Source organism: Methanoculleus horonobensis (assembly GCF_001602375.1).
Lineage (GTDB): Archaea > Halobacteriota > Methanomicrobia > Methanomicrobiales > Methanoculleaceae > Methanoculleus > Methanoculleus horonobensis.
In genome coordinates this window covers 140,023-160,968 of sequence record NZ_BCNY01000008.1, presented here as the reverse complement: position 1 = coordinate 160,968, position 20,946 = coordinate 140,023, and the positions used below count along the sequence as shown (strand labels likewise).

General features: G+C 63.3%; 27 protein-coding genes and 2 tRNA genes. 17 read left to right on the top strand and 12 right to left on the bottom strand.

The features are described 5' to 3' along the window. Nucleotides 1-47: 47 nt before the first annotated feature. Nucleotides 48-122: transfer RNA gene (locus tag MCUHO_RS01975), tRNA-Glu, on the bottom strand. A gap of 188 nt (nucleotides 123-310) precedes the next feature. Between MCUHO_RS01975 and MCUHO_RS01970 the strand changes: the two genes are divergently transcribed. After that, the gene (locus MCUHO_RS01970; RefSeq protein WP_067072781.1) at nucleotides 311-1,426 is read left to right on the top strand and encodes an OBG GTPase family GTP-binding protein; all 1,116 of its coding nucleotides are present in this window, start codon (nucleotides 311-313) and stop codon (nucleotides 1,424-1,426) included. Here MCUHO_RS01970 and MCUHO_RS01965 read toward each other — a convergent pair. Next, the gene (locus tag MCUHO_RS01965; protein WP_067072779.1) at nucleotides 1,413-2,528 is read right to left on the bottom strand and encodes a tRNA (guanine(10)-N(2))-dimethyltransferase; all 1,116 of its coding nucleotides are present in this window, start codon (nucleotides 2,526-2,528) and stop codon (nucleotides 1,413-1,415) included. The two genes, MCUHO_RS01970 and MCUHO_RS01965, sit on opposite strands and share 14 nt — an antisense overlap. Nucleotides 2,529-2,597: 69 nt before the next feature. On the opposite strand from MCUHO_RS01965, the gene MCUHO_RS01960 reads away from it, so the two are divergent. From MCUHO_RS01960 to MCUHO_RS01950, 3 genes are all read left to right on the top strand, one after another. Then, nucleotides 2,598-2,672, top strand: a tRNA-Arg gene (locus tag MCUHO_RS01960). A gap of 74 nt (nucleotides 2,673-2,746) precedes the next feature. Further along, complete coding sequence (locus MCUHO_RS01955) at nucleotides 2,747-3,586, top strand: geranylgeranylglycerol-phosphate geranylgeranyltransferase (protein WP_067072777.1); 840 nt, start codon at nucleotides 2,747-2,749, stop codon at nucleotides 3,584-3,586. Between the two features lie 711 nt (nucleotides 3,587-4,297). Continuing rightward, a complete protein-coding gene (locus MCUHO_RS01950; RefSeq protein WP_235808128.1) occupies nucleotides 4,298-4,645 on the top strand; it encodes a polymer-forming cytoskeletal protein in 348 nt (115 codons plus the stop codon). Here MCUHO_RS01950 and MCUHO_RS01945 read toward each other — a convergent pair. From MCUHO_RS01945 to MCUHO_RS01930, 4 genes are read right to left on the bottom strand one after another with little or no spacing between them, the layout of a single operon-like run. Further along, on the bottom strand, nucleotides 4,610-5,314 hold the full coding sequence (locus tag MCUHO_RS01945) for a DUF116 domain-containing protein (protein ID WP_067072775.1): 705 nt from the start codon (nucleotides 5,312-5,314) through the stop codon (nucleotides 4,610-4,612). The two genes, MCUHO_RS01950 and MCUHO_RS01945, sit on opposite strands and share 36 nt — an antisense overlap. After that, entirely contained in the window at nucleotides 5,311-6,372 is a 1,062-nt protein-coding gene (gene mtnA, locus MCUHO_RS01940) for an S-methyl-5-thioribose-1-phosphate isomerase (protein ID WP_067072773.1), read from the bottom strand. The genes MCUHO_RS01945 and mtnA overlap by 4 nt, the downstream gene beginning before the upstream one ends. A 2-nt stretch (nucleotides 6,373-6,374) precedes the next feature. Next, on the bottom strand, nucleotides 6,375-7,649 hold the full coding sequence (locus tag MCUHO_RS01935) for a CoB--CoM heterodisulfide reductase iron-sulfur subunit A family protein (protein ID WP_067072771.1): 1,275 nt from the start codon (nucleotides 7,647-7,649) through the stop codon (nucleotides 6,375-6,377). Then, nucleotides 7,642-8,133 (bottom strand): gamma carbonic anhydrase family protein, encoded by a 492-nt coding sequence (locus tag MCUHO_RS01930; protein WP_067072769.1) that lies wholly within the window; start codon nucleotides 8,131-8,133, stop codon nucleotides 7,642-7,644. Before MCUHO_RS01930 ends, MCUHO_RS01935 begins: the two co-directional genes overlap by 8 nt. A gap of 497 nt (nucleotides 8,134-8,630) precedes the next feature. Between MCUHO_RS01930 and MCUHO_RS01925 the strand changes: the two genes are divergently transcribed. Further along, nucleotides 8,631-9,089, top strand: a complete 459-nt coding sequence (locus MCUHO_RS01925; protein ID WP_067072766.1) for a phosphopantetheine adenylyltransferase — start codon at nucleotides 8,631-8,633, stop codon at nucleotides 9,087-9,089. Here the strand turns inward: MCUHO_RS01925 and pyrI are convergent. Further along, on the bottom strand, nucleotides 9,082-9,549 hold the full coding sequence (pyrI, locus tag MCUHO_RS01920) for an aspartate carbamoyltransferase regulatory subunit (RefSeq protein ID WP_067072764.1): 468 nt from the start codon (nucleotides 9,547-9,549) through the stop codon (nucleotides 9,082-9,084). The genes MCUHO_RS01925 and pyrI overlap by 8 nt on opposite strands. Continuing rightward, nucleotides 9,546-10,442, bottom strand: a complete 897-nt coding sequence (gene pyrB / locus MCUHO_RS01915) for an aspartate carbamoyltransferase (protein ID WP_067072762.1) — start codon at nucleotides 10,440-10,442, stop codon at nucleotides 9,546-9,548. The genes pyrI and pyrB overlap by 4 nt, the downstream gene beginning before the upstream one ends. Nucleotides 10,443-10,627: 185 nt before the next feature. Between pyrB and MCUHO_RS12220 the strand changes: the two genes are divergently transcribed. After that, entirely contained in the window at nucleotides 10,628-10,816 is a 189-nt protein-coding gene (locus MCUHO_RS12220; protein ID WP_084385864.1) for a hypothetical protein, read from the top strand. A 2-nt stretch (nucleotides 10,817-10,818) separates the two neighbouring features. Here MCUHO_RS12220 and MCUHO_RS01910 read toward each other — a convergent pair whose 3' ends face one another. From MCUHO_RS01910 to MCUHO_RS01895, 4 genes are read right to left on the bottom strand one after another with little or no spacing between them, the layout of a single operon-like run. After that, nucleotides 10,819-11,544, bottom strand: a complete 726-nt coding sequence (locus MCUHO_RS01910) for a methyltransferase domain-containing protein (RefSeq protein WP_067072761.1) — start codon at nucleotides 11,542-11,544, stop codon at nucleotides 10,819-10,821. Then, entirely contained in the window at nucleotides 11,541-11,882 is a 342-nt protein-coding gene (locus MCUHO_RS01905) for a nascent polypeptide-associated complex protein (protein WP_067072759.1), read from the bottom strand. The genes MCUHO_RS01910 and MCUHO_RS01905 overlap by 4 nt, the downstream gene beginning before the upstream one ends. Next, nucleotides 11,864-12,364 carry a PUA domain-containing protein gene (locus MCUHO_RS01900; RefSeq protein WP_067072757.1) on the bottom strand — a complete coding sequence of 167 codons (501 nt, stop codon included), beginning with the start codon at nucleotides 12,362-12,364 and terminating at the stop codon, nucleotides 11,864-11,866. The genes MCUHO_RS01905 and MCUHO_RS01900 overlap by 19 nt, the downstream gene beginning before the upstream one ends. Further along, nucleotides 12,306-13,703, bottom strand: a complete 1,398-nt coding sequence (locus tag MCUHO_RS01895) for a DHHA1 domain-containing protein (protein WP_067072836.1) — start codon at nucleotides 13,701-13,703, stop codon at nucleotides 12,306-12,308. The genes MCUHO_RS01900 and MCUHO_RS01895 overlap by 59 nt, the downstream gene beginning before the upstream one ends. A gap of 694 nt (nucleotides 13,704-14,397) precedes the next feature. On the opposite strand from MCUHO_RS01895, the gene MCUHO_RS01890 reads away from it, so the two are divergent. From MCUHO_RS01890 to MCUHO_RS12210, 11 genes are all read left to right on the top strand, one after another. Next, nucleotides 14,398-15,801 carry a bifunctional ADP-dependent NAD(P)H-hydrate dehydratase/NAD(P)H-hydrate epimerase gene (locus tag MCUHO_RS01890; protein ID WP_067072834.1) on the top strand — a complete coding sequence of 468 codons (1,404 nt, stop codon included), beginning with the start codon at nucleotides 14,398-14,400 and terminating at the stop codon, nucleotides 15,799-15,801. Nucleotides 15,802-15,859: 58 nt separating this feature from the next. Further along, entirely contained in the window at nucleotides 15,860-16,354 is a 495-nt protein-coding gene (moaC, locus tag MCUHO_RS01885; RefSeq protein WP_067072755.1) for a cyclic pyranopterin monophosphate synthase MoaC, read from the top strand. Nucleotides 16,355-16,480: 126 nt separating this feature from the next. After that, on the top strand, nucleotides 16,481-17,071 hold the full coding sequence (locus MCUHO_RS01880) for a 50S ribosomal protein L15e (RefSeq protein ID WP_067072752.1): 591 nt from the start codon (nucleotides 16,481-16,483) through the stop codon (nucleotides 17,069-17,071). A 30-nt stretch (nucleotides 17,072-17,101) separates the two neighbouring features. Beyond that, complete coding sequence (locus MCUHO_RS01875) at nucleotides 17,102-17,746, top strand: RNase P subunit p30 family protein (RefSeq protein ID WP_067072750.1); 645 nt, start codon at nucleotides 17,102-17,104, stop codon at nucleotides 17,744-17,746. Continuing rightward, nucleotides 17,743-18,225 carry an Rpp14/Pop5 family protein gene (locus MCUHO_RS01870; protein ID WP_067072748.1) on the top strand — a complete coding sequence of 161 codons (483 nt, stop codon included), beginning with the start codon at nucleotides 17,743-17,745 and terminating at the stop codon, nucleotides 18,223-18,225. The genes MCUHO_RS01875 and MCUHO_RS01870 overlap by 4 nt, the downstream gene beginning before the upstream one ends. Further along, nucleotides 18,225-18,947, top strand: a complete 723-nt coding sequence (psmA, locus tag MCUHO_RS01865) for an archaeal proteasome endopeptidase complex subunit alpha (protein ID WP_011844516.1) — start codon at nucleotides 18,225-18,227, stop codon at nucleotides 18,945-18,947. The genes MCUHO_RS01870 and psmA overlap by 1 nt, the downstream gene beginning before the upstream one ends. A gap of 11 nt (nucleotides 18,948-18,958) precedes the next feature. Continuing rightward, the gene (locus MCUHO_RS01860) at nucleotides 18,959-19,660 is read left to right on the top strand and encodes a ribosome assembly factor SBDS (RefSeq protein ID WP_067072832.1); all 702 of its coding nucleotides are present in this window, start codon (nucleotides 18,959-18,961) and stop codon (nucleotides 19,658-19,660) included. Nucleotides 19,661-19,715: 55 nt separating this feature from the next. Further along, a complete protein-coding gene (locus MCUHO_RS01855; protein WP_067072746.1) occupies nucleotides 19,716-20,006 on the top strand; it encodes a 50S ribosomal protein L37ae in 291 nt (96 codons plus the stop codon). A gap of 6 nt (nucleotides 20,007-20,012) precedes the next feature. Next, nucleotides 20,013-20,144 (top strand): DNA-directed RNA polymerase subunit P, encoded by a 132-nt coding sequence (locus MCUHO_RS12215; RefSeq protein ID WP_011844513.1) that lies wholly within the window; start codon nucleotides 20,013-20,015, stop codon nucleotides 20,142-20,144. Continuing rightward, nucleotides 20,141-20,545: a Brix domain-containing protein gene (locus MCUHO_RS01850; RefSeq protein WP_067072744.1), complete on the top strand. Its 405-nt coding sequence runs from the start codon at nucleotides 20,141-20,143 to the stop codon at nucleotides 20,543-20,545. The genes MCUHO_RS12215 and MCUHO_RS01850 overlap by 4 nt, the downstream gene beginning before the upstream one ends. Continuing rightward, complete coding sequence (locus tag MCUHO_RS12210; protein ID WP_084385863.1) at nucleotides 20,542-20,946, top strand: KEOPS complex subunit Pcc1; 405 nt, start codon at nucleotides 20,542-20,544, stop codon at nucleotides 20,944-20,946. Before MCUHO_RS01850 ends, MCUHO_RS12210 begins: the two co-directional genes overlap by 4 nt.

Here is a 20,946-nt window from a genome sequence, read left to right as displayed (position 1 = left end):
TATCTCGGGTAGCGGTGCAAAAGCGGGCGTTTGCCCCTAGAACAGTATGCTGCTATGGGGATTCGAACCCCAGTCGCAGGAGTGAGAGTCCTGCATGATTGGCCGGTCTACACTATAGCAGCGCATTGCACCAACGTGCTCTAAATTATTGGCCGTTATCCTATTTAAACCTGTCTCGCGCTCCGCCTTCTCCGTTCATGCCGGCGGCCGGGCAATCTAAGCCCGATACGGGCCGGAATTTTCCCTTCGCTTCGTGATTTTCATCACAGACACCCATAAGTAGCTTCCCAACATACGTGTATCGGCAGCAATGAGCAGTGTCGAAGAGCAGATACGGGAAATAGAGGACGAACTCAAGAATACCCCGTACAACAAGGCGACCTCCAAACACATCGGTCGCCTCAAGGCAAAACTCGCGAAGATCCGTGATGAAGCAGTAGCCCGGGCGATGGCCTCCGCCGGAGGGGGCGAGGGTTACTCCGTGAAGAAGTCGGGGGACGCCACCGTCGTCCTGGTCGGCTTCCCGTCCGTCGGAAAGAGTACGCTGCTCAACAGGCTTACCGGCAATGATATCAGCGAGACGGCGGCCTATGCCTTCACGACCGTCTCCGTCATCCCTGGCTCGATGGAGCACCGGGGTGCGAAGATCCAGATCCTGGATATCCCCGGCCTGATCGCCGGCGCCGCCATGGGCAAGGGCCGCGGGAAAGAGGTCATCGCCGTCGTCCGGAGCGCCGACCTGATCCTGGTTTTAGTCGACGTCTTCAACGAGAAGCACACAAACGTTCTTCTCCGCGAGCTCCACGACGCCGGTATCCGGATCAACCGCCCTAAACCCGACATCACCATCAAGAAAGCCGGGAACGGCGGTATCCGGCTGAACACCGTCGGCGCCGTCGACCTCGATGTCGAGGAGGTCCGCTCGATCCTCGCGGAGAACAAGATCGTCAACGCGGACGTCCTGATACGGAACGAAGTCAGCCAGGATGACTTCATCGACGCGATGATCGGGAACCGGGTCTACGTTCCGGCCTTCATCGCGGTCAACAAGGTCGACCTCGTGGACGAAAAGACCCGGGCGGGTATCGAGGAAGAACTGACCGAACGGTTCGGGGAGCCCCCCATCATGGTCTCGGCGCACAGCGGCTACCGCATCGAAGACTTAAAAGACGCCATCTTCGAAAATCTGGAGTTCATGCGGGTCTACTTAAAGCCGGTCGGCGGTCCCGCGGATATGGACGAACCGCTGATCATCCGGAGCCCGGCAACGGTCGAAGACGTCTGCAACCGCCTCCACCGGGACTTCGCGGACAAATTCCGCTACGCGAAGGTCTGGGGCAACTCGGCCAAACACGACGCGCAGCGTGTCGGACTCACCCACAAACTCGCGGACGGGGACGTCCTCACCGTCGTCACCCGCCGCTGACCACTTTTTCGAGAACCGGGAGCGGTGCATCGGTCTTGAGGGCGGTGCCGGAGTAATGTGCGCGGCTTGCCCGGTAGCCGAGGGCTACAAGCCGCTCGATGACCGTCTCGATCCTGCCGGGGGAGACCCGCAGGTGTTTTGCAATGACGTGGTAGTCGTAGTGGCTCGACGTATCGAGCTCCTGCCGGCAGGTCGCGAGCAGCCGGCCGATCCGCGCTCCGGTTCCGGCCGTTACCGACGGCAGGGCCTCCTGCATCGCGGCAAGCGTCGCGTCGTCGTTGATCCTCCCCGTCCAGAGAGGGCCGACCGGCACGAGATTCGCGCCGCAGAGCGGGCACTCTTCCGGTTCGGGGAGCATTCCGGTTTGTTCGGAGCGGTAGTGGCAGTTTGGACACTGCATCACGTAACCGATCCGCGCAAGCGCCCGGTCGGCCGCCGCCGCCCCGTAGCGGAGCCGGAGGTGCAGGCGGTGGAAGTGCTCGTGCGCGTAGCAGAAGACAGGTTCCACCCCGCGGTCGTACTTGATCACCTCGCGCACCACGAACCCGAGGAGCGTCCGGAGGCCGACCTCGGGGTGGTACTCGGTGTTCCGGGGCCGGGAGAAGTAACGGCGCATGCCTGCCTTCAGGTGCGCCCCGCAGAGCGGCGCGGTGTCGGTGGCGGTGACAAAGAGGTAGTTCCCGGCGCACCGTGCCGCGGAGTCGACGAACGGCGCCGGCGTCCCGAATGGATCGAGGTCGACGGCATCGAACGTTCTCCCGCTCATCAGCACGTTCGCATCCCCGTGGGTCACCTCGGCGGCGAGACCCAGCGCCTCCACGTTCTGCCGGGCAAGATCGACCGCTTTCGCGTTCCAGTCGTTGATCGTCACCGGTATCCCGACCTCGTGCGCTACTCGGAGGCCCCGGGCACCGGACGCACCCATCGCGTCGAGGTAACTTTGTGGCTTCAGCACGGCGAGCAGGAGGACGGTGGCATCCCGGTTCATCTCCATGCGCGTGTTATAAAAGACCTGGCCGCTTCCCGGCGGGAACTGGAGATGAGGATCCTGTCTGGATACGAAAAACCTGGTTCTCCCTTCGGTAACCTCGACAACGTCCATGCTTCCCGGAAAGGTGGATGCTCGATACCCTTATACCTTCTCATGAGCAATACTTTTACTCCGAAGTATGGGCTTGTGGCCTAGCCCGGACATGGCGTCAGCCTCCTAAGCTGAATGCCGGGGGTTCAAATCCCCCCAAGCCCGCTGTTTCTCTCAATTCTGCTCCGGACGAATCCTCTGGTTATTTATCCTCCCCCCGAGAACCTAACTCTTCGAGAATGAGCGTCTCCGCATTCATCCGGATTACCCGTCCGCACAACGCCGTCGTTGCCGGCCTTACCGCGCTCATCGGCTATCTCATCGCCACCGGGACGCTCACGCTGCCGTCGCTCATGCTCGCCGCGATCGCCGCGCTCATCACCGCCGGCGGGAACGTCATCAACGACGTCTGCGACGTTGAGATCGACCGGATCAACCGTCCCGACCGCCCCATACCGGCAGGCGAGATCAGCCTTGCCGGCGCAAGGGCGTATGCAGCGGCGCTCTTTATCGGGGGCATCGCGATTGCTACCCTGACGCCGCCGCTCTGCCTTGCGATCACCGTCATAAACTCAAGCATTCTGATTGCCTACGCCGTCCGGCTGAAGCGCATCCCCGTCCTCGGCAACGCGGCCGTCGCCTACCTGACGGGGAGCGTCTTCCTCTTCGGCGGAGCGTTTGCGGGCATCGAGGGGCTCGTCCGGAACCTCTCGCTCGCGGCGATCACGTTCCTGGCGACCATCGCAAGGGAACTCTTGAAAGATGCAGAAGACGTCGACGGGGATGCGGCGGGAGGCGCACGCACTCTCCCCATGATCGTCGGCGTCCGGCGGACGGGAATCGTCGCGTTCGCCTGCGCCTGCGGCGCCGTGATGGTGAGCCTCCTCCCCTTCGGCGACTGGTGGAGCCTCTTTTATCTCGCCGGCATCGGGGTCGTGGATCTCGTCATCCTCTTCGGGGCTTTCCGGGGTCTTTCATGCACGATGCCGGGCTGCGTCCGGGAGTCCAATGCGACATCGATCCTGCGGGCTGGCATGTTTGCCGCGCTTGCGGTCTTTGCGATTGCCGCGGTGATATGAACGTGAGGACCCCGGCGGTCCGATGTTTTTACCCTGTTGGACTGCGGGCTACAGATGACCGGGCTGGGCGGAGACAGGGGAGGGGGATGCTCCCCCCTCGAAACTCTTCGAGTTTCTCATGCTCACTCCGTTCGCACCTCGCACCTGACGGTGGTCGAGCTCCGGTTCTACGAACCGTCGCACTCCCCGTCAGCCCCTCTTTGCACCTTTGGTGCTCGAACTCTGTCCTTTCAGGACGTCGTTCCCCCAATGGCGATATCCTCATAGTCCACTGCACGGGGAGAACCTGAGGAAGAAACGTACACGGCCTCCCATCGGCTTCGCACCTTCGGTGCTCTAGCTCCGGTTCTCCGAACCATCGCCTATCGCCACTCACTGCCCCCGCCCCTCGGGGCGGGGAACGACTGCTGGAACAGCAGGAGTTTGAGCACCGAAGGTGCGAATGAGGAGGCCGAAGGCCGGGCGGGATGGGGGCGATAGGTTCCGCCGCGTTCCCGGGTTGCCGGGCTGTGGCCAGCACAGGTATCTCTCCTGCCTCAGCCGACGATGTAAATATCCGGCAAAAACAGATGCAGCCCTGCAATCTCCGGACAAACGTACTGATAATTTTATCAGGTTATGGGCCGAGCTGTTATCCAGGAGATCTTCATGAAAGTTTACCGGCACGGGGACACGTATATAGCACCGAAAGGTTCCTTTTTTGACGGAAACGTGAAGATAGATGGGAATTTCATCACCCCTGCCGAGACGCACGTCTGGGGCAATATGGTCGTTGCCGGCCGCCTCGAACTCGGGCCCGGCTCGACGGTCGGCGGGTTCGTCGAGGCCGAGAGCATCGTCATCGGCCATGACGCCAGGATAAAAGGGCCGGTCAGGGTTCTGGAGGCCGCCACCATCTGCGACAACGCGTGCCTCCATTCGATCAAGGCAGGGGGCAACGTCACCCTCCGGCCGGGGGTCAGTGTCGGTGCCGTGAACAGCGACGAGACGATCTTCGTCTACGGCAAGGTCACCAGCGAGCGTCTATTCGGCAGGGCCGTGAAAGTCTACGGAACCTGATGTGTGTTTGATGCCGAGCAGGGCGGCATCTCTCACCGCGGCCCAGTCCGCTATCGTCTCCACGCACCCGTCTTTTACGTTCACGACACCGATAGCGACGACCCCTGTCCGGTCGGACATATCGATCCCGTCCTTTACCTCCATGAGGCAGCCGACGCCGATGATCGCCCGCGGATGATACTTCTTGACCATCCGTTTGATGAACGTCGAGCCCGGGACGATGAAGACCCGGTACCCGATTTTTTCAAGCCACACCGTGTTCTCCCCGACCGAACAACGGCCGCAGTTGCGGCACTTGAGGCCTTCCGGCGTCAGGTGTGCCGGACACTGCGCCGACCGCAGGCATTGGGGCAGGAAGACCGCCCGCTGCTCGACGGGCGTCTCGGAGAAGGCCTTCGTGTTCATGGTGTTTCGAAGCGTTATGAAGAACGTGATGAGATCCTTGTCGTCCAGCCCGAGGAGTTTGCAGAACGCCTTCACGAGCCCCTCTAAAAGGACCATGCCGGGTATCAGGATCCGTGGTAAGTAGAACTTTCCCCTGGTTATCGAGGCGGCGGCGATGATCGCGAGGGCCACTGCGGCAAGCAGCATCCCGAGGATGAGGAAGAACGTGACCTCCCCGATGATGGTCATCAGCTGAATCCAGATCTCGGAATCGAAGAGACTCATGGTCTGGTCTCCCCATCAATCCCGACCAGCCGGAACGACTCCGTATACGGCGGCCGGAGCACCCCGATCTCGGTGACGATCGCATCGACGAGATCGAGCGGGGTGGCGTCGAAGGCGTAGTTGAGCACGTTCACACTCTCGGGCGCGAGCCTTTTATCGCCGCAGTAGGTGAGTTCGGAGCGATCCCGCTCTTCGACGGTGATATCCGTCTCCCTCCGGGAGAGGTCGAACGTCGAGACGGGCGCCGCGACATAGAACGGGATCCGGTGGTGATGAGCGGCGACGGCATGCATGTAGGTTCCGATCTTGTTGAAGACCGCGTCACCCGTGATCCGGTCCGCACCGACGACGACGAGGTCGATCATCCCCTTCCGCATCAGGTATGCCGCCGACGAGTCGGGGATGAGGGTCACGTCGACCCCGTCCCGGGCAAGTTCCCAGCAGGTGAGCCTTGAGCCCTGGTTGAGCGGCCGGGTCTCGCAGGCGATCACCCGCACGTCTTTTCCGGCGGCAATCGCCGACCGGATCGTCCCGAGCGCCGTCCCCCAGCAGCGGCAGGCGAGCGCTCCCGCGTTGCAGTGGGTGAGCACCGTGCACCTCTCCGGGAAGAGTTCTTCGCCGAACCCGCCGAGCCTCCGGCAGGTCAGTTCGTCCTCCTCGGCGACGGCGTTCGCCTCGGCGACCGCCATGCTCTTCGCCTCCGCGACCGATGCGGCCAGCGCTATCTTCCGTAGCACGCGGTCGATCCCCCACGCGAGGTTCACCGCGGTCGGCCGGGTGCCCGCGAGAAGGTCTCCCGCCCGGCCGACCTCGCCCGAGAACCGTTTAAGGTCTGTCTCTCTGCTCCGGACGGCGGCGAGCGCCACGCCCATCGCGCCGGCAATCCCGAGCGCCGGCGCTCCCCGGATCTCGAGTCTCCGGATCGCCCGGGCGAGGTCGTCGACGGTCGCGCACCGCATCTGCTCGTATCGGCCGGGGAGCAGGGTCTGGTCGATGTAGAGGATGCACTCGTTCTCTGCATCCCACGCGATGGTGTAGGGATCTCCCCCTTCCGGCATGCTCATCCCACCCTGATCGTGTCGAGGAACGCCCGCATGGCCGCCGCCTCACCCATCGTGACGGAGTCGGGGATGTCCTTCGGCGCGGTGGCCGTTCCTGCCACGTAGATCCCGGGCTTCACCGTGAGCACGGGGCCGAGTTTCTGGTCGGCGACCCCGAAGAACCCGGACTCGTCCCGTGGGATGCCGAGCATCCGGGCAACCTCGTCCGCTCCCGCAGCCGGTTCGAGCCCGACGGAGAGCACGACCAGGTCCGGGTGGAACGTCTCCACCTCGCCGGTCTCGGTGTTCTCCGCGACCATCGTCAGGTGATCGTTCTCCTCGAGCACTTCGCCGGGGAACCCGCGGACGAACCTGACCCCGAGACTCCTCGCCCGCTCGTAGTACTCCTCGTAGCCCTTGCCGTATGCGCGGATGTCGTTGTAGAAGACGGTGACCTCGATATCGGGGTTCTTCTCGCGGATGAGCGTGGCGTTCTTCATCGCGTACATGCAGCAGACGCCGGAGCAGTAGGGGCGGCCGACAGAGAGGTCGCGGGAGCCGACACACTGGACGAACGCCACGCTCCGGGGGGGCTTGCCGTTCGAGAGCCTCTTCAGTTTGCCGCCTGTCGGGCCGCTTGCGTTGATCATTCGCTCGAACTCGAGGCTCGTGATGACGTCGGGGATGATGAGGTAGCGGAGCTGCGCCTTGTTTTTGGCATCGAATGTCGCATACCCGGTCGCGACGACGATGCTTGCAGCCTTGATCTCGATCAGGCGCTCTTCGTCCTCGCGAAGGATTGCCTCTTTCCCGCAGACGTCGTAGCAGAGCCCGCACTCGATGCAGTGCTCCTTATCCTTGACGACGATGTCGGGAACCGCCTGGGCGTGGGGCTTGTAGATCGCCTTACGGACGCCGATACCGGCGTCGAACCGGTTGTAGACCTCCACCGGGCAGATCGCGACGCAGTCCCCGCAGCCGTTGCACTCGTCCTCGAGGACGTAGCGGGGGTGCTTTTTGACCCGGACGAGGAAGTTCCCCACCTCGCCCTCGATCCCCTCGACCTCGGAGCAGGTGTGGATGGTGACGTTTGGGTGCCGGGCCACCTCGACCATCTTCGGAGAGAGGATGCACATCGAGCAGTCGTTCGTGGGGAACGTCTTGTCGAGCTGGGCCATGTGTCCGCCGATGGTCGGTTCGCGCTCGATGAGGTGGACGTGGATGTTGTGGTCGGCAAGGTCGAGCGCCGCCTGGATGCCCGCGACCCCGGCGCCGATGACGACGACCTCAGTCATGGCGGTATCTCCCGGAGAGTTTGACGTATTCGCGCGCGTTGTGGAGGATGCTCTCCTGCTGCTCGGCCGTCGTCTCCCTGATCACTTTGCCGGGCACGCCGAGGACGAGCGAGTTTGACGGGATCTCCTTTCCCTCCGTCACCACCGCGCCGGCGCCGATGATGGAGCCCTCCCCTATCACCGCGCCGTTCAGGACGACGGCGCCCATCCCGACGAGCACCCGGTCGCGAATGGTGCAGCCGTGCAGGATGGCGCCGTGGCCGACCGAGACCTCCGCACCGATGGTGACCGGAAACCCGGGCGTGGTGTGGACGACGGCGTTGTCCTGGATGTTCGAGCCTGTTCCGACCGTGATCGTATCCCGATCCCCCCGGACAACGGCGCCGAACCAGACGCCCACGTCGTCGCCGAGGCTCACGTCTCCGATGACTGTTGCGTTCTCTGCGATAAAGACGCGGTTCCCCACAACCGTTCCGCTCTCCATAGTGAGTCTACTATTGGTTGCGGCGATACAAAATGTTCTCCATCGGGGGTAAGGGGAGGGGCGGGTGGGCGCCGTATGCGACCTGTGGCGGAGTCCGGGGTTCAGGCAGCAGGTTGGCGCTGATGCGGCTATTGAGACTTCAAGCGTCGAGAAGTCACGTACAGTGGACCGTGGGGATATCGCCATTGGGGAGGGGCTGACGGGGAGGGGGGCTCGCCTCCCTCCCCTGTCTCTACCTAGGTATTAGCCTATGACCCCACCCCACCCGGCCTTCGGCCTCCTCATTCGCACCTTCGGTGCTTCAACTCCGCTCCTAGCGGAGCATCGTTCCCCGCCCCACGGGGCGGGGGCAGTCATGGCGATATCCAATGGAAACCTGTGTGCGGGTTGGATGATCAACGCGGGAGTATGATCACTAAAGGGCCTTCTCTAACATCCCTCACCCGCCCACCCCACCGATCACTACCCATAAAACCCCTCGCGGCAAACGCCTCTGAATGAAAGTGATGGTCGGGGGGACGTTCGATCCCCTGCATGCCGGGCACCGGAAACTCCTCGCCCGTTCCTTCGAGCTCGCCGGGCCTGATGGTGAGGTGACCATCGGGTTGACGACCGACGAGTTTGCCGGTGCAAAGGTGCATCCCGTCCACACCTACGAAAAACGGCTCGAGAACATCACGTTGTTCATTCGCGAACACGGCTACACCGCAACGTGGAAGGTCGAACCGCTCGTTGACCGCTACGGCAGCGCCCTCGACGCCGACTTCGATATCCTCGTCGTCTCCGAAGAGACCTTCCCGGTCGCCGTGGTGATCAACGAACTCCGGCGCGAGCGCGGAAAGAGAAAGGTGGACCTTCACGAGATCTCATGCGTCCTCGCCGAGGACGGTCGGCGGATCTCGAGCACCCGGATCTGCCGGGGGGAGATCGACCGGCACGGACGCCTGATCAGATGATGTGGTTTGCGATATCGTCCTTGATCAGCCAGTCGCAGTAGAGGCAGTGCAGCCCCTTGTCGAGCACCTCGAACGTGCTCGCGACAGGCTCGTTCGTGTTCGTGATGCAGCCGGGGTTCGGGCACCTGACCACGCCCCTGATGACCTCCGGGATCTCCACGCCCTTCTTCTCCACGACCTTGTAGTCGCGGATGATGTTGATCTTCGCCTGCGGCGCAAGCAGGGCGATCCGGTCGACCTCCTCCGTGCGGAGCTCGCGGTTCTCGATCTTGACGATATCCTTCTTCCCCATCCGTTTGCTCCCGACGTTCGTCGCGATGCTCAGGCATTCCGGAGTCGACCCGGTGATGCCGAGGATCCGCAGGACGTTCAGCGCCTCGCCGGCCGTGATATGGTCGATGACGGTGCCGTTCTTGATGGGGCTGACGAGCAGCCCGCCCGACGGGTCTTTTCTGGTCACTTCATCACCTCGTGGAGGAGCGCCATCCTGATGGGCACGCCGTTCCTCGCCTGCTCGAAGTAGCGCGCATACGGCGTGCGGTCCACCGCCGGGTCGATCTCACCCGCGCGCGGGAGCGGGTGGAGGATCATCAGCCGCTCTTTCACACCGTCGAGAAGGTCGGTCGTGATCCGGTAACTGGACGCGACGTTGTAGTAGGATGCCGAGTCCGGGAACCGTTCGCGCTGGATTCTCGTCACGTAGAGGACGTCGAGTTCCCGGATCGCCTCCTCGACGTTCTCGTGCTCGACGACCTCCATGCCGCGCTCCCTGAGTTCGAGGGCTATGTTTGCCGGCATCTCGAGCCCTCCCGGTGCAATCGTGTGCAGCGTGACGCCGTAGAGGGAGAGGGCGAGCGCCAGCGAGTGTGCAGTCCTGCCGTAGCGGAGATCCCCTAAAAGCCCGACGTCGATCCCGTCGACCGGCATCGATTGCCTGATGGTGTAGAGGTCGAGCAGCGTCTGGCTCGGGTGCTGCCCCGCGCCGTCGCCGGCGTTGATGACCGGCACCGTGGCGAACTCGCTTGCGAGCCGGGCCGCCCCCTCCTTCGGGTGCCTGAGCACGATGGCGTCCACGTAACTGCTTATCACCCGGATGGTGTCTGCGAGCGTCTCTCCCTTGACGATGGAACTCGCTTCCACGGAGTCGACGCTGATCGTCCTCCCGCCGAGCCGGGCCATGGCCGTCGCGAACGACATTCTTGTCCTGGTGCTGGGCTCGAAGAAGAGAAGCGCCACGAGTTTGTCGTCAAGCATTCCTGGCTGGTACTTGCCGGTATCGAACTCCTGCGCCCGGTCGAGCAGGCAATCGAGATCGCTCCTTTCAAAATCGCGGATCGAGATAATGTGGTACATCGTGCGGCTACCTTCCGGAGCAGATCAATCAGGCGCGGGAGCCCGGATTGTTCCGCCCCTCTTCTCTCCTGAATAGTGGTTCGCCGCGCACCCACTAAATACCTTTTTTTTGGGTGCGTGCCCGACCTCCATGACAACCTTTGTCACCTTCGCCCGCCTCATAGTAACTTCAGGAGAGAAAGTGCATGTCTGATGAGAATGTAGAGTACGCACCCGAAACCTGCTGCCACTGCGAAGGGCTCGGATGCATGTACTGCAACAAAAAAGGCACCGTGATGGTGCCGCAGCCCCCGCAAAAATGCAGGCACTGTGACGGGGACTGCTGCATCTACTGCGGCTACACCGGGTGGGAACGACCGCTGAAGGAATATTAACTCTATTTTCGCGCTATCGTGATGTAGCCGCTGTGGCCGACCCTGGTCGAGGGCCGGGTTCCCCGGGCGGAGCGCGTCAGTTCCCGCTCCATGCACTCGTAGCAGTGAACGTCACGGAAGAGCGGCGTCGCGGCATCGAGCGCGATGAACGTGTATTCAAGGAACGGCGTGTAGCAGGAGAGGTATCCGCCGGGGGTAAGGAGCGAGAAGGCGTGCTCCACGTGCGCTGGCGTTATCGTGAGGTCGAGGTGGACGACGTCGAACTCGCCGGTCGCTTCGAGCATGTCTGCAGCGACCACCTCGACGTTCTCGAGGCGGGCGTTTTGTATGTTCTTCTCGGCGAGTCTCGCAAACTCCGGGCGCACTTCGTAGGTCTTCACGCTGCGGGCGATGCTCCCGAAGTAGATTGCGGCGACGCCGCTCCCGGTTCCGGCATCGAGGACACGGTCGTTGCGGTTCATCCCCGTGTAGGCGATCACCATCCCGATGTCCTTCGGGAGCATGGGTGCTCCGCTCCGTTTTGCATGGACGAAGAAGTCGGTCGGCCGGGGGCGGAGCACGGTGAACGGGATCTCGAGGTGAGTCCGGATCTCCCCTCCCGGATTCATGCCCGCGAGGGCTGCAAGATCGATCATCCCCCGGTCGGTGGAGAACCGACCCTCCCCCGCCGTCACGAAGTACTCGCGGTCCTCACCGACGAGGAGAAGACGTTCGCCAATCTCGATCATTGCTGCGCAAGTTTCAGGATCGCTTCGGCGATGTCGCCGCGGGTCTCGACGAGCGCCGCCCGTGCGGCCTCTTCGGTTGCCCCGGCCTGTGATGCGACGAGGGCGACGTCGTCGTCGGGGATCTCCGGGACGGCCTCCTCGAACCGGGCCTCGCCCGTGATCTGGTAGGTGGTGACCCCCTGCATGGTGGTCGCGACGACCTGGGCATCATCAAAGACGTAGTTTCCCGCCGGTGTATGGATGACGATCTTCTCCACGCCCTCGATCTCCTCCATCTCCATGCCCATCTGCTTCATCATCTGCTTCATCTTTTTCGGGTTTACTTTTCCTGGAAACATTCGGATCCTCTCCCCTGCCGTACTTTTACCGCTACACCGTAATTAAATGCCAGTATCTCCCGCCCGGAGAGCAAAGCCGCCCCGGTGGCGAGGAGGACGTCGTCGCCGGTCACCACCAGCACCTCGTCCCCTGCGCGGATACCTTCGTCGGCAGCGACGACGTGTTTCGCCATCGCGTTCTTCCCGTCCGCGACGAACGGCGCCACGTCCTCCTGCACCACGACCCGGTAGGCCGGGGGGGCGATATGGGCGGCGAGCCGCTCCGCTGCGGCTATCCCGAGGGTCAGGCGGCCGTCCTGCGCGCGAACGGTTGCAAGTCTCTCCTTCCCGAGGCGCACCTGGCGGATGCGCCCGGTCGTCGAGAACTGGAAGGCGCACTCGTCGGGGAAGACCGCGGTTCCGGCCCCGGCACCGAACTGGAAGTCAGCTATCGTCCGGATCCGCTTGAGCGAACTGTCGTTTGAGTATTCGGTTGACACCATCAACAAACTCCTCTTCTGTATCGTGGGGGATGAATGCCCCGGCGGCGATCCGGTGCCCGCCGCCCGCGCCGCCGACCTCTCCCGCCGCCTCGATGAGCGCCTCGCAGAGATCGACCCCATGGCCGAGCGCCCACTCGTTCGTCCGCATCGAGACTTTCGTCACCTCCGGTTCGTCCACCATCGCGGCGAGCACCATCATGGGTTTCTTCCAGTTCAACTTGGAGAGCGCCATCCCCGCCCCGATCCCGACGATGGTGTCGGGGAACCGGTCGCCGGTGTGGATGTACTGGAGGTGCGAGAGTTCGATGACGCCGGCTTCAAGAATGTACTGGAGCAGGTCGCGGATGACCGTCCGGTGATGGGCGAGCATCTGCTCCGCGTCGCGGTAGGCCTCCCCGCGCTCCCCGTGGCAGATGCTGCTCCCTATCCGGGGTTTTGCCCACCGGCCGCAGGCGTTTAAGAGGGTGGCGTACTCGGAGGCGTTCCGGAGCGGTGTGCGCTCCGGCTCGTCGGGAAAGATGTAGGTCTCGGCGAGCAGGCGTTCGGTCTCCCTCCCGTGGGCGATGAGCTGCTGGGCAAGGGCGCTGATGATCGTGCGCCGGTCATCGAACGGGAGTTCTTCCCAGACGAGCCACCCGCCCCGGGGGTTCTTCAGTTCGACGCCGAGCCGCTCGAGGAACCGGAGTGCGGCGTTCGTGTTGTTCGAGATCCCGTCGATGTAGGGGTCGTCGCAGTAGCCGAGGCAGACGTGGATCGGGCGGGTGGACGTCCCGTAGCAGTTCAGGTCGTGGTCCCGCACGAGGATGTTGCCGTACTCAACCCCGTCCTGGACGATCTCGCGTGCCGGGCCGACCAGCCCGCAGTTCTCGCGGGCCATCATGTCTCCGGCGTTCCCGACGACGGCGAGTTTCGCGAGGTCGATGTTTGTGGAATCGATCGCCTTCGCGACCAGATATGCGATCCCGGCGGCGCTCATCCGGGTGATGCCGTAGTCAAGGCAGTTCACCTGAGGATAGGCCGTGCCGCAGGGCTGGCCGACATGGTGGTCGAGGATAAGGACTTCGTCCGCGGAAAGGCCGTGCTCCTCGAGAAGGTTCTGCTGCCCGGCCCCGAGGTCGGCGAAGAGTTTCAGGGAGCCGTCCTTTGGGACGTGGCGCATCGCCATCGGTTCGAGCTGGCGGACGAAGACGGATTCGACCGGCTTCTGCTCGCGGGCGAGCGCCTGCGCGAGGATCGCCTCCGTGCTGATGCCGTCGGCGTCGATGTGGGAGATGACCGTCACCGACTCCGCTTCACAGATGATATCCGCAGCTCTCCGCAGATCGTTCTCGAGGCTCATCTCCATAGTAGTGGGTGGTGAAGGGTCAATAATGCATGGGGGTGTGGGAGGAACGGGGAGTTTGGGAAGGTCGGCGAAATGGAGGGTTTGGATTCAGGTGACTTGAGTCTTGGAAAAACGGTTGCTTGCAAGTATGGGTTGAGGCGCCGGAGCAACCGTAACGATAAAGAACCTCGTACGCTGGACCGTGGGAGTATCGCCTTTGGGGTGGGGCTGACGGGGAGGGGGCATCCCCCCTCCCCTGTCTCTACCCAATAAGGCTTTACCTGTAACCCCCCACCGCCCGCGCTTCGCGCTCCTCATTCGCACCTGACGGTGCTCAAACTCCGCTCCTGATGGAACGTCGTTCCGCCCCCCTGGGGGCGGGCAGTGCGTGGCGATAGGCGATGGTTCGTTACGCGACTGGCAAGAGGCCGGGAGCGTGAGCACCGTGAGGTGCGAAGAATTGGAGCTGGAGAAGGCCGAAGGTCTGGGGAAGGAACTCGAGTATCAAAGGTGCGACTTCCAGTGGAAATCCGTGCAAGAGCACGTGCGGTCGAGAACAATCCCGGCACCCGTGGGTGCACCGGTTGCACCCTGGTTGCTCATCTATCACCCCCCCCCTAAACCAACAGCCTCCCCCGGTCAGAAACTAAAACTATCTATGAAAGAAACGCCAAGCACCGATCAGGAAACGCTCCTGGAGGGACGGGGCATGACGACAAACGGTATGCGGGAATTTCTGGAGACCGGCGTTATCGACGCCGGCCGGATGCGGGCAGTCGAAGGGAACGCCGTTGCGCTCGGCCAGCCGTCGCTGTTGATGATGGAGAGCGCCGGGCGGGCGGTCGCGGACGCCGTCCTCGCCTGCGGTCCCTCCCGCGTTCTCATCCTCTGCGGGAGGGGGAACAACGGCGGTGACGGGATGGTGGCGGCCCGCTACCTCCAGCACCTCGACGCAATCGACGTCGTCTACCCCGACTGCGGCTCGATGACCCCCTCGACCGCAGCCCAGGCATCTCTCCTCCGGCACTGCTCCGTAGCCCTCCACCCCGTCCGGTGCGCTTCAGACGTCGAGGCGCTCTCCGTTTTCTTTGACGGTGCCGACGTCATCGTCGATGCCATGCTCGGCACCGGGGCATCGGGCGCGGTGCGGGAACCGCTCACGTCCCTCGTCGCCCGTGCGAACGTGAGCGGCGCCCCGATCGTCGCCGTCGACACCCCCACCCCCGGCATCCGTGCGAGCCGGATTCTCTCGTTCCACCGCCCGAAGGTGGAGGGCGCGGACGTCGCGGAGATCGGCATCCCGCTCGAGGCGGAGATATTCACCGGCCCGGGAGACCTCACGCTCGTCCCGTCGAGGAGATCGGAGGCGCATAAGGGCGCCGGCGGCGAGGTGCTCGTCGTCGGGGGCGGGCCCTACCAGGGAGCGCCCTACATCGCGGCGATGGGGGCGCTCCGCGCCGGGGCCGACATCGTGCGGGTCGCCTCCCCCGCATACGTCCCCATGCCCGACCTGATCTACGAGCGCCTTGAGGGGAAGGCGATCACCATCGACCACCTGGAGACTATCCTCTCCCTCGTCGACCGGGCGGACGTCGTCGTCTGCGGGATGGGCCTCGGGAAGGAGAGTCACGACGTCGTGCTCGCCGTCGCGGAGGCGGCGAAGAAGGCGGTATTCGATGCCGACGCGCTCGCCCTCCCCCTCCCGGCGGCGAAGGAGACGATCTACACCCCGCACGCGGGCGAGTTCGCCCGGATGACCGGGGCGGAGCCCCCGGCGGAGCTTGCTGCGCGCGGCCGGTGCGTTAAGGCCGCCGCAACGGCGGGAACCATCCTGCTCAAGGGCCCGGTCGACGTCATCTCGGACGGATCAAGGGTCCGGTTCAACCGAACCGGCACCCCCGCCATGACCGCCGGCGGGACGGGCGACCTGCTCGCCGGTGTTGCGGGCGCGCTCTTCTGCCATCTCCCCGCGTTCGAGGCCGCCTGCATCGCCGCGTACGTGAACGGCAGGGCCGGCATGCTCGCCGCAGAGGAGCGGGGGAACGGCATGCTCGCGACCGATATGCCCGGCTATATTCCGGAGATTCTCTTCCGGCCCCCCGCGCCGGACTGACCTGCCGGTAGCCGCCTTCTTTTATCCCCTGAAAAAGAGAAGATCTCCTGCGATACACATGAGCGAGTCCGGCGAATACGGCAAGACCCCGGTCTTCACCCACATCGAGAACGACCGCGCACAGATGGTGGACATCTCGGGAAAGACCGAGGTCGTCCGTGAAGCGGTTGCGAGCGGCAGGATCTACCTCCGGAGCGAGACGCTCCGCGCCATCCGGGAAGGAACCACGGTCAAAGGCAACGTTTTGGCGACCGCACGGGTGGCGGCAACCCTCGCGGTGAAGGATACCCCGCGCCTCATCCCCATGTGCCACCCCATACCGCTTGCAGGCATCACCATCGACTTCGAAGAGGGCGACGGCTACATCGAGGCGACCGCCCGCGTGAAGTCCTACGGGCGGACGGGCGTCGAGATGGAGGCGCTCACCGGCGTCTCCGTTGCGCTTCTCACCGTCTGGGACATGGTCAAGTCGGCGGAGAAAGACGAGAACGGGCAGTATCCCGTCACCCGGATGGACGCCATCCGCGTCGTGGAGAAACGCAAGGGAGTGTAGGGCGTCCTGCAGGCCGGGGCGACGAAAGCAATCCTTTATTTGTGCTCCCGTCAACCTGTTAGGAACCACGGGATACGTCCCGAAAAGGAATGTGGCGGAAACGCTGAACCTGAGGTGATTCTAGACATGGCAAAATCGATGTATGCCTACGTACGCGAGGCATGGAAGCGGCCCGACCGGTCGGAAGTGAAAGGTCTCCTCTGGGAGCGCCTCCAGGTCTGGCGGCGCGAAGGGAGTATCGTGCGCGTGGAGCACCCGACCCGGATCGACCGGGCCCGGTCGCTCGGCTACAAGGCCAAGCAGGGAATCGTCGTCGTGCGGGTCAAGATCCGCCGCGGCGGCCGAAGAAAGCCCCGGTACATCCGCGGGCGCAGATCCGCACGCATGGGCATGCGCCGGATGACCCCGGCAAAGAGCCTGCAGCGCATGGCCGAGGAGCGCGCATCCCGCAAGTTCCCGAACATGGAGGCCCTGAACTCCTACTGGGTCGGTGAAGACGGCCGCTCCAAGTGGTTCGAGGTCATCCTGGTCGACGGGCACCACCCCTCGATCAAGAGCGACCGCAACCTCGCGTGGCTGGCGAACCCGGTTCACCGGGGCCGGGCGGAGCGCGGCAAGACCTCCGCCGGCATGAAGGGGCGCGGGATGCGGACGCGCGGGCATGGGACCGAGAAGACCCGCCCGAGCATCCGTTCTCACGCGAACCGCGGCAAATAAATACTCTTTTTTTTATACGGCCTACTCACGATGAAGATCACAGATGCCGGTATACATCCCTATCCTGCCGGTGACTCGACGGTTGCGCGAATGGCGCTCGAAGCAGCAGGACTCGGGTTCGATAGCACCGTTGTTATCGGAGATGCCGTGCATCGGTCTCCCGGTATCGAGGTTCTCCGGGGAACCGTGATCGGTGCCGCGTCCGTAAAAGAGGTCTTGAAGAGGGTGCGTGATCCCGCCGTCCGGCGGGCCGACATCGTCTACGTCGACGCCGGGGATATCTCCTTCAACCGTGCGGTCGTCTCCGTCAAAGAGGTGAACGTCGTCAGGAGCATCCATGCCACCCGGAGAAACGCCTTCGATCACGTCGCCGCAAGGACGGCGGCCGAGCAGGGCGTCGCGGTGGACATCTCGATGGCTCCCATCATCTACCTTCGCGGGACGAGGCGTCAGAGGGCGCTGCAGCGGTATGCGGACGTCCTCTCTCTGCAGCGGCGATACGGCTTCCCGCTGACGATTTCGTCCGATGCCCGCTCGATACTCGGGCAGCGATCTATTCGCGAGATCCACGGTCTCTGCGCACTCTTCGAGATGACCGGGGCGGAAGTGACCGAAGCGCTCTCGTCCATCGGCCGGCTCATCGAGCCGCACCGGCCCGTGAGGGTGGTCGAATGAGACCGAGACCGCCGGCGATGCGGACGAAGCGGCGCTACATCCTGGCGCGGATCCTTCCCTACAGGGCGTGGATAGACCAGAAGCAGATGTATTTCTCGGTTATCGAGGCCGCGACCTCGCTCCTCGGCGATGCGGCTGCCGGTCTTGCGCAGCCCGCAGTGGTCTTCTGTGAAGGGGGATACGTCGTCGTCCGGTGCCGGCGGGGAACCGAGAAGGATGTCGCCGTCGCGCTTTCGACGGTCACCGCAGTCGCCGATGAGCGGATCGCCCTCCGGACGGTCGCCACCTCGGGGACAATCCACGCACTGCGGCGCCGGATGAGATCGATCCGCCAGCTCCCCGGAGACGAGGAAGTGAAGATCGGGGAAACTTATTTTGCGGTCTATCGCTATCCGCGTCAAAAGGTTGATTTGGTTGAAAAAGGTATTAAGCATCAGAAGTCATTGTTTTTCACCGAAGCCGATTTGGAGGAACGATAATGCAACCACAATATCAGATGGGATATGACCGGGCAATCACGGTGTTCAGCCCGGACGGAAGGCTTTACCAGGTCGAGTACGCCAGAGAAGCGGTGAAACGAGGCACGACGGCCGTTGGAATCAAGTGCAGCGAAGGCGTCGTGCTGATCGTCGATAAAAGGGTGACGTCCCGGCTCCTCGAACCGGTTTCTATCGAGAAGATCTTCAAGATCGACGCGCATATCGGCGTTGCGTCCTCCGGCCTCGTCGGCGATGCGCGGTCTCTCGTGGACCGGGCGCGGGTCGAGTCCCAGATCAATCGTGTCTCCTACAACGAGCCGATAAACGTCGAGATCCTCGCGAAAAAGCTCTGCGACCATATGCAGACCTACACCCAGTTCGGCGGTGCACGCCCCTACGGAACCGCTCTCCTGATCGCAGGAGTCAGCGACGGTGAGGCCCGTCTCTTCGAGACCGATCCGAGCGGCACGCTGCTCGAGTACAAGGCGACCGGGATCGGAACCGGACGTCCTGCCGTCATAAAGACCTTCGAGGACGAGTACCAGGAGGATGCGGACTTCTCCGGCGCCATCAGGCTCGGAATCAAGGCCCTGCATGCCGCGACGGAGGGCAAGCTCGACGTGAGCGCCATCGAGATCGGCGTCGTCTCCATCGAGACCGGGGAGTTCCGGAAGATGGAGAAGGATGAGGTAAAGGCATACGTCGACCAGTTCGAAGAGTGAGCGTCATCTGTATGATCCCTCTCGACCAGGCAGTAGTGGCGCGGCTTGAGAGCTACGGAGAGCGGTTCGAGGTCCTCGTCGACCCCAACCAGGCCATGCGCATCCGGCAGGGCGAAAAGATTGATCTGGAGGATGTCGTCGCCGCCGACTCCATCTTCTCGAACGCCGCCCATGCCGAGCGGGCCTCCGAAGAGGCTCTCCTGAAGGTCTTCAAGACGACCGAGTTCGAGCAGGCGGCGCTCCGGATCATCCAGAAGGGCGAGATCCACCTCACGGCGGAGCAGCGCCGTCACCTCATCGCGGAGAAGCGGAACCGGGTCATCACGTTCATCGCGAGGAACGCCGTCAACCCGCAGTCCGGGTTCCCTCACCCCCCGCAGCGTATCGAGCTTGCGATGGAAGAGGCGCGGGTGAGCATCGACCCCTTCAAGTCCGTCGAGGAGCAGGTCAAAGAGGTGGTCAAGGCGCTCCGCCCGCTCCTCCCCATCCGGTTCGAGGAGATCCGGATCGCCGTGAAGGTCCCGGCGGATTATGCCGCGAGAGCATACGAGATCACGACCGCGGGATCGCTCGAGCGGGAAGAGTGGCAGAAGGACGGATCCTGGATCGCCGTCGTCAAAATTCCGGCGGGCATCCAGGAAGAGTTCTACGACCTGGTGAACAAGGTTTCCAAGGGGAATGCGGAGACCCGGATCGTCGAACGGGTGTCGTGATTAACTATATTAATCGACAGCACAAAAATTAGAGGACATACAAGAGGTACGCGAAATGGCAAGTCGCAAACAGAGTGCAAAGGGCAGGGTAGTCGGAAGTTCCGGGCGTTTCGGTCCGAGGTATGGCCGGTTTATCCGGAAGAGGGTCAACCAGATCGAGACGGTCTCCCGCGCGAGCCATGCGTGCCCCCGCTGCGACCAGAAAGCGGTCAAGCGTGTGGGAACAGGTATCTGGGCGTGCCGCAAGTGCGGATTCAAGTTTGCAGGCGGCAGCTATGTCCCGGAGACGCCGGTGATGCGCGTCGCCGCGCGGAGCATCGAGCGGTCGCTGCAGAAGGAGGGTTAATCGGTCGTGGCTGCCTATAAGTGCGCTCGCTGTAAACAAAAAGTGGAGATTGACGTCAATATTCGCTGCCCCTACTGTGGGCACCGCATCCTCTTCAAGGAACGCGGAGCTGGAATAAAAGATCTGAAGGCTCGATGACGGTCGTCACGACGTCACGCAAACCGGCTCCCGAGGTGCGCACCCTTGCGCGGGATCTGGCGTTCTCGATCGGCGCCGGATACGTCACCCGCGGCAAAGCGGGCATGGGTGACCTTTTCGCCCTCGACGAGTCGGTTCTGATCGTATCGAAATCCGGCCCTTTTTTTCTGATTCTGGTATATGACGGCGGAGAGCCGGCGGCAGAGATCCGTGTCGGGTCGTTCGCCGTCGAAGAGCGGGTCGGTGCGATCGCCCGCGGCCTCTTCGTCTCGGATCGCTTCGTATACGAGGCGCTCAAGGATCACGCCGACGTCGTGTTTGCCGGGGAGTCCCTCACGGGACACCGGATCGTCTTTGACGGAACGCAACGGAAACGCTACACCCTGAAGGTGGCGCCATGACGCATACGGCAATCTTCCGGTTCGCGACCCCCGATGCCCGTGCCCTCTACCTCTCCGTCTGCCAGGAGATTGGCGACGTGGGCGAACGGTCGTCCGTCCGGGTCGGGCTCGCGGACGACGATACGCTCGTCCTCGAGGTGAGCGCCACCGATATACCCGCGCTCCGGGCGGCCCTGAACACCTGGCTTCGGCTGATCACGATTGCGGTCGAGATGCGGGAACTTGCCGTCCCGTCCGGTGAGTCCCCGTGGGGGGGCGGCGCGGGACGGAGATCCCTTTCTGAACCCTCACATTTTAAGGGCTTCACGCCCCTATCATGTAGAGATAGGGCAGAGAGCCGGGAAGGCCGCTGTCCGCCACCCAAAATATTGTTACTGATCTTCATCCCATTCGAGGAGTAG

Bases quoted from the DNA above. Each gene is read 5' to 3' on its own strand.
- pyrB (WP_067072762.1), bottom strand. From the start codon at position 10,442: ATGTACCACATTATCTCGATCCGCGATTTTGAAAGGAGCGATCTCGAT.
- MCUHO_RS01870 (WP_067072748.1), top strand. From the start codon at position 17,743: ATGAGACCGAGACCGCCGGCGATGCGGACGAAGCGGCGCTACATCCTG.
- psmA (WP_011844516.1), top strand. From the start codon at position 18,225: ATGCAACCACAATATCAGATGGGATATGACCGGGCAATCACGGTGTTC.
- MCUHO_RS01860 (WP_067072832.1), top strand. From the start codon at position 18,959: ATGATCCCTCTCGACCAGGCAGTAGTGGCGCGGCTTGAGAGCTACGGA.
- MCUHO_RS01910 (WP_067072761.1), bottom strand. From the start codon at position 11,544: ATGATCGAGATTGGCGAACGTCTTCTCCTCGTCGGTGAGGACCGCGAG.
- MCUHO_RS01970 (WP_067072781.1), top strand. From the start codon at position 311: ATGAGCAGTGTCGAAGAGCAGATACGGGAAATAGAGGACGAACTCAAG.
- MCUHO_RS01935 (WP_067072771.1), bottom strand. From the start codon at position 7,649: ATGACTGAGGTCGTCGTCATCGGCGCCGGGGTCGCGGGCATCCAGGCG.
- MCUHO_RS01880 (WP_067072752.1), top strand. From the start codon at position 16,481: ATGGCAAAATCGATGTATGCCTACGTACGCGAGGCATGGAAGCGGCCC.
- MCUHO_RS01900 (WP_067072757.1), bottom strand. From the start codon at position 12,364: ATGGTGTCAACCGAATACTCAAACGACAGTTCGCTCAAGCGGATCCGG.
- MCUHO_RS01965 (WP_067072779.1), bottom strand. From the start codon at position 2,528: ATGGACGTTGTCGAGGTTACCGAAGGGAGAACCAGGTTTTTCGTATCC.
- MCUHO_RS01850 (WP_067072744.1), top strand. From the start codon at position 20,141: ATGACGGTCGTCACGACGTCACGCAAACCGGCTCCCGAGGTGCGCACC.
- MCUHO_RS01875 (WP_067072750.1), top strand. From the start codon at position 17,102: ATGAAGATCACAGATGCCGGTATACATCCCTATCCTGCCGGTGACTCG.
- MCUHO_RS01855 (WP_067072746.1), top strand. From the start codon at position 19,716: ATGGCAAGTCGCAAACAGAGTGCAAAGGGCAGGGTAGTCGGAAGTTCC.
- MCUHO_RS01955 (WP_067072777.1), top strand. From the start codon at position 2,747: ATGAGCGTCTCCGCATTCATCCGGATTACCCGTCCGCACAACGCCGTC.
- MCUHO_RS01895 (WP_067072836.1), bottom strand. From the start codon at position 13,703: ATGAGCCTCGAGAACGATCTGCGGAGAGCTGCGGATATCATCTGTGAA.
- MCUHO_RS12210 (WP_084385863.1), top strand. From the start codon at position 20,542: ATGACGCATACGGCAATCTTCCGGTTCGCGACCCCCGATGCCCGTGCC.
- MCUHO_RS01930 (WP_067072769.1), bottom strand. From the start codon at position 8,133: ATGGAGAGCGGAACGGTTGTGGGGAACCGCGTCTTTATCGCAGAGAAC.
- MCUHO_RS01925 (WP_067072766.1), top strand. From the start codon at position 8,631: ATGAAAGTGATGGTCGGGGGGACGTTCGATCCCCTGCATGCCGGGCAC.
- mtnA (WP_067072773.1), bottom strand. From the start codon at position 6,372: ATGCCGGAAGGGGGAGATCCCTACACCATCGCGTGGGATGCAGAGAAC.
- moaC (WP_067072755.1), top strand. From the start codon at position 15,860: ATGAGCGAGTCCGGCGAATACGGCAAGACCCCGGTCTTCACCCACATC.
- MCUHO_RS01905 (WP_067072759.1), bottom strand. From the start codon at position 11,882: ATGTTTCCAGGAAAAGTAAACCCGAAAAAGATGAAGCAGATGATGAAG.
- MCUHO_RS01890 (WP_067072834.1), top strand. From the start codon at position 14,398: ATGACGACAAACGGTATGCGGGAATTTCTGGAGACCGGCGTTATCGAC.
- MCUHO_RS12220 (WP_084385864.1), top strand. From the start codon at position 10,628: ATGTCTGATGAGAATGTAGAGTACGCACCCGAAACCTGCTGCCACTGC.
- MCUHO_RS01945 (WP_067072775.1), bottom strand. From the start codon at position 5,314: ATGAGTCTCTTCGATTCCGAGATCTGGATTCAGCTGATGACCATCATC.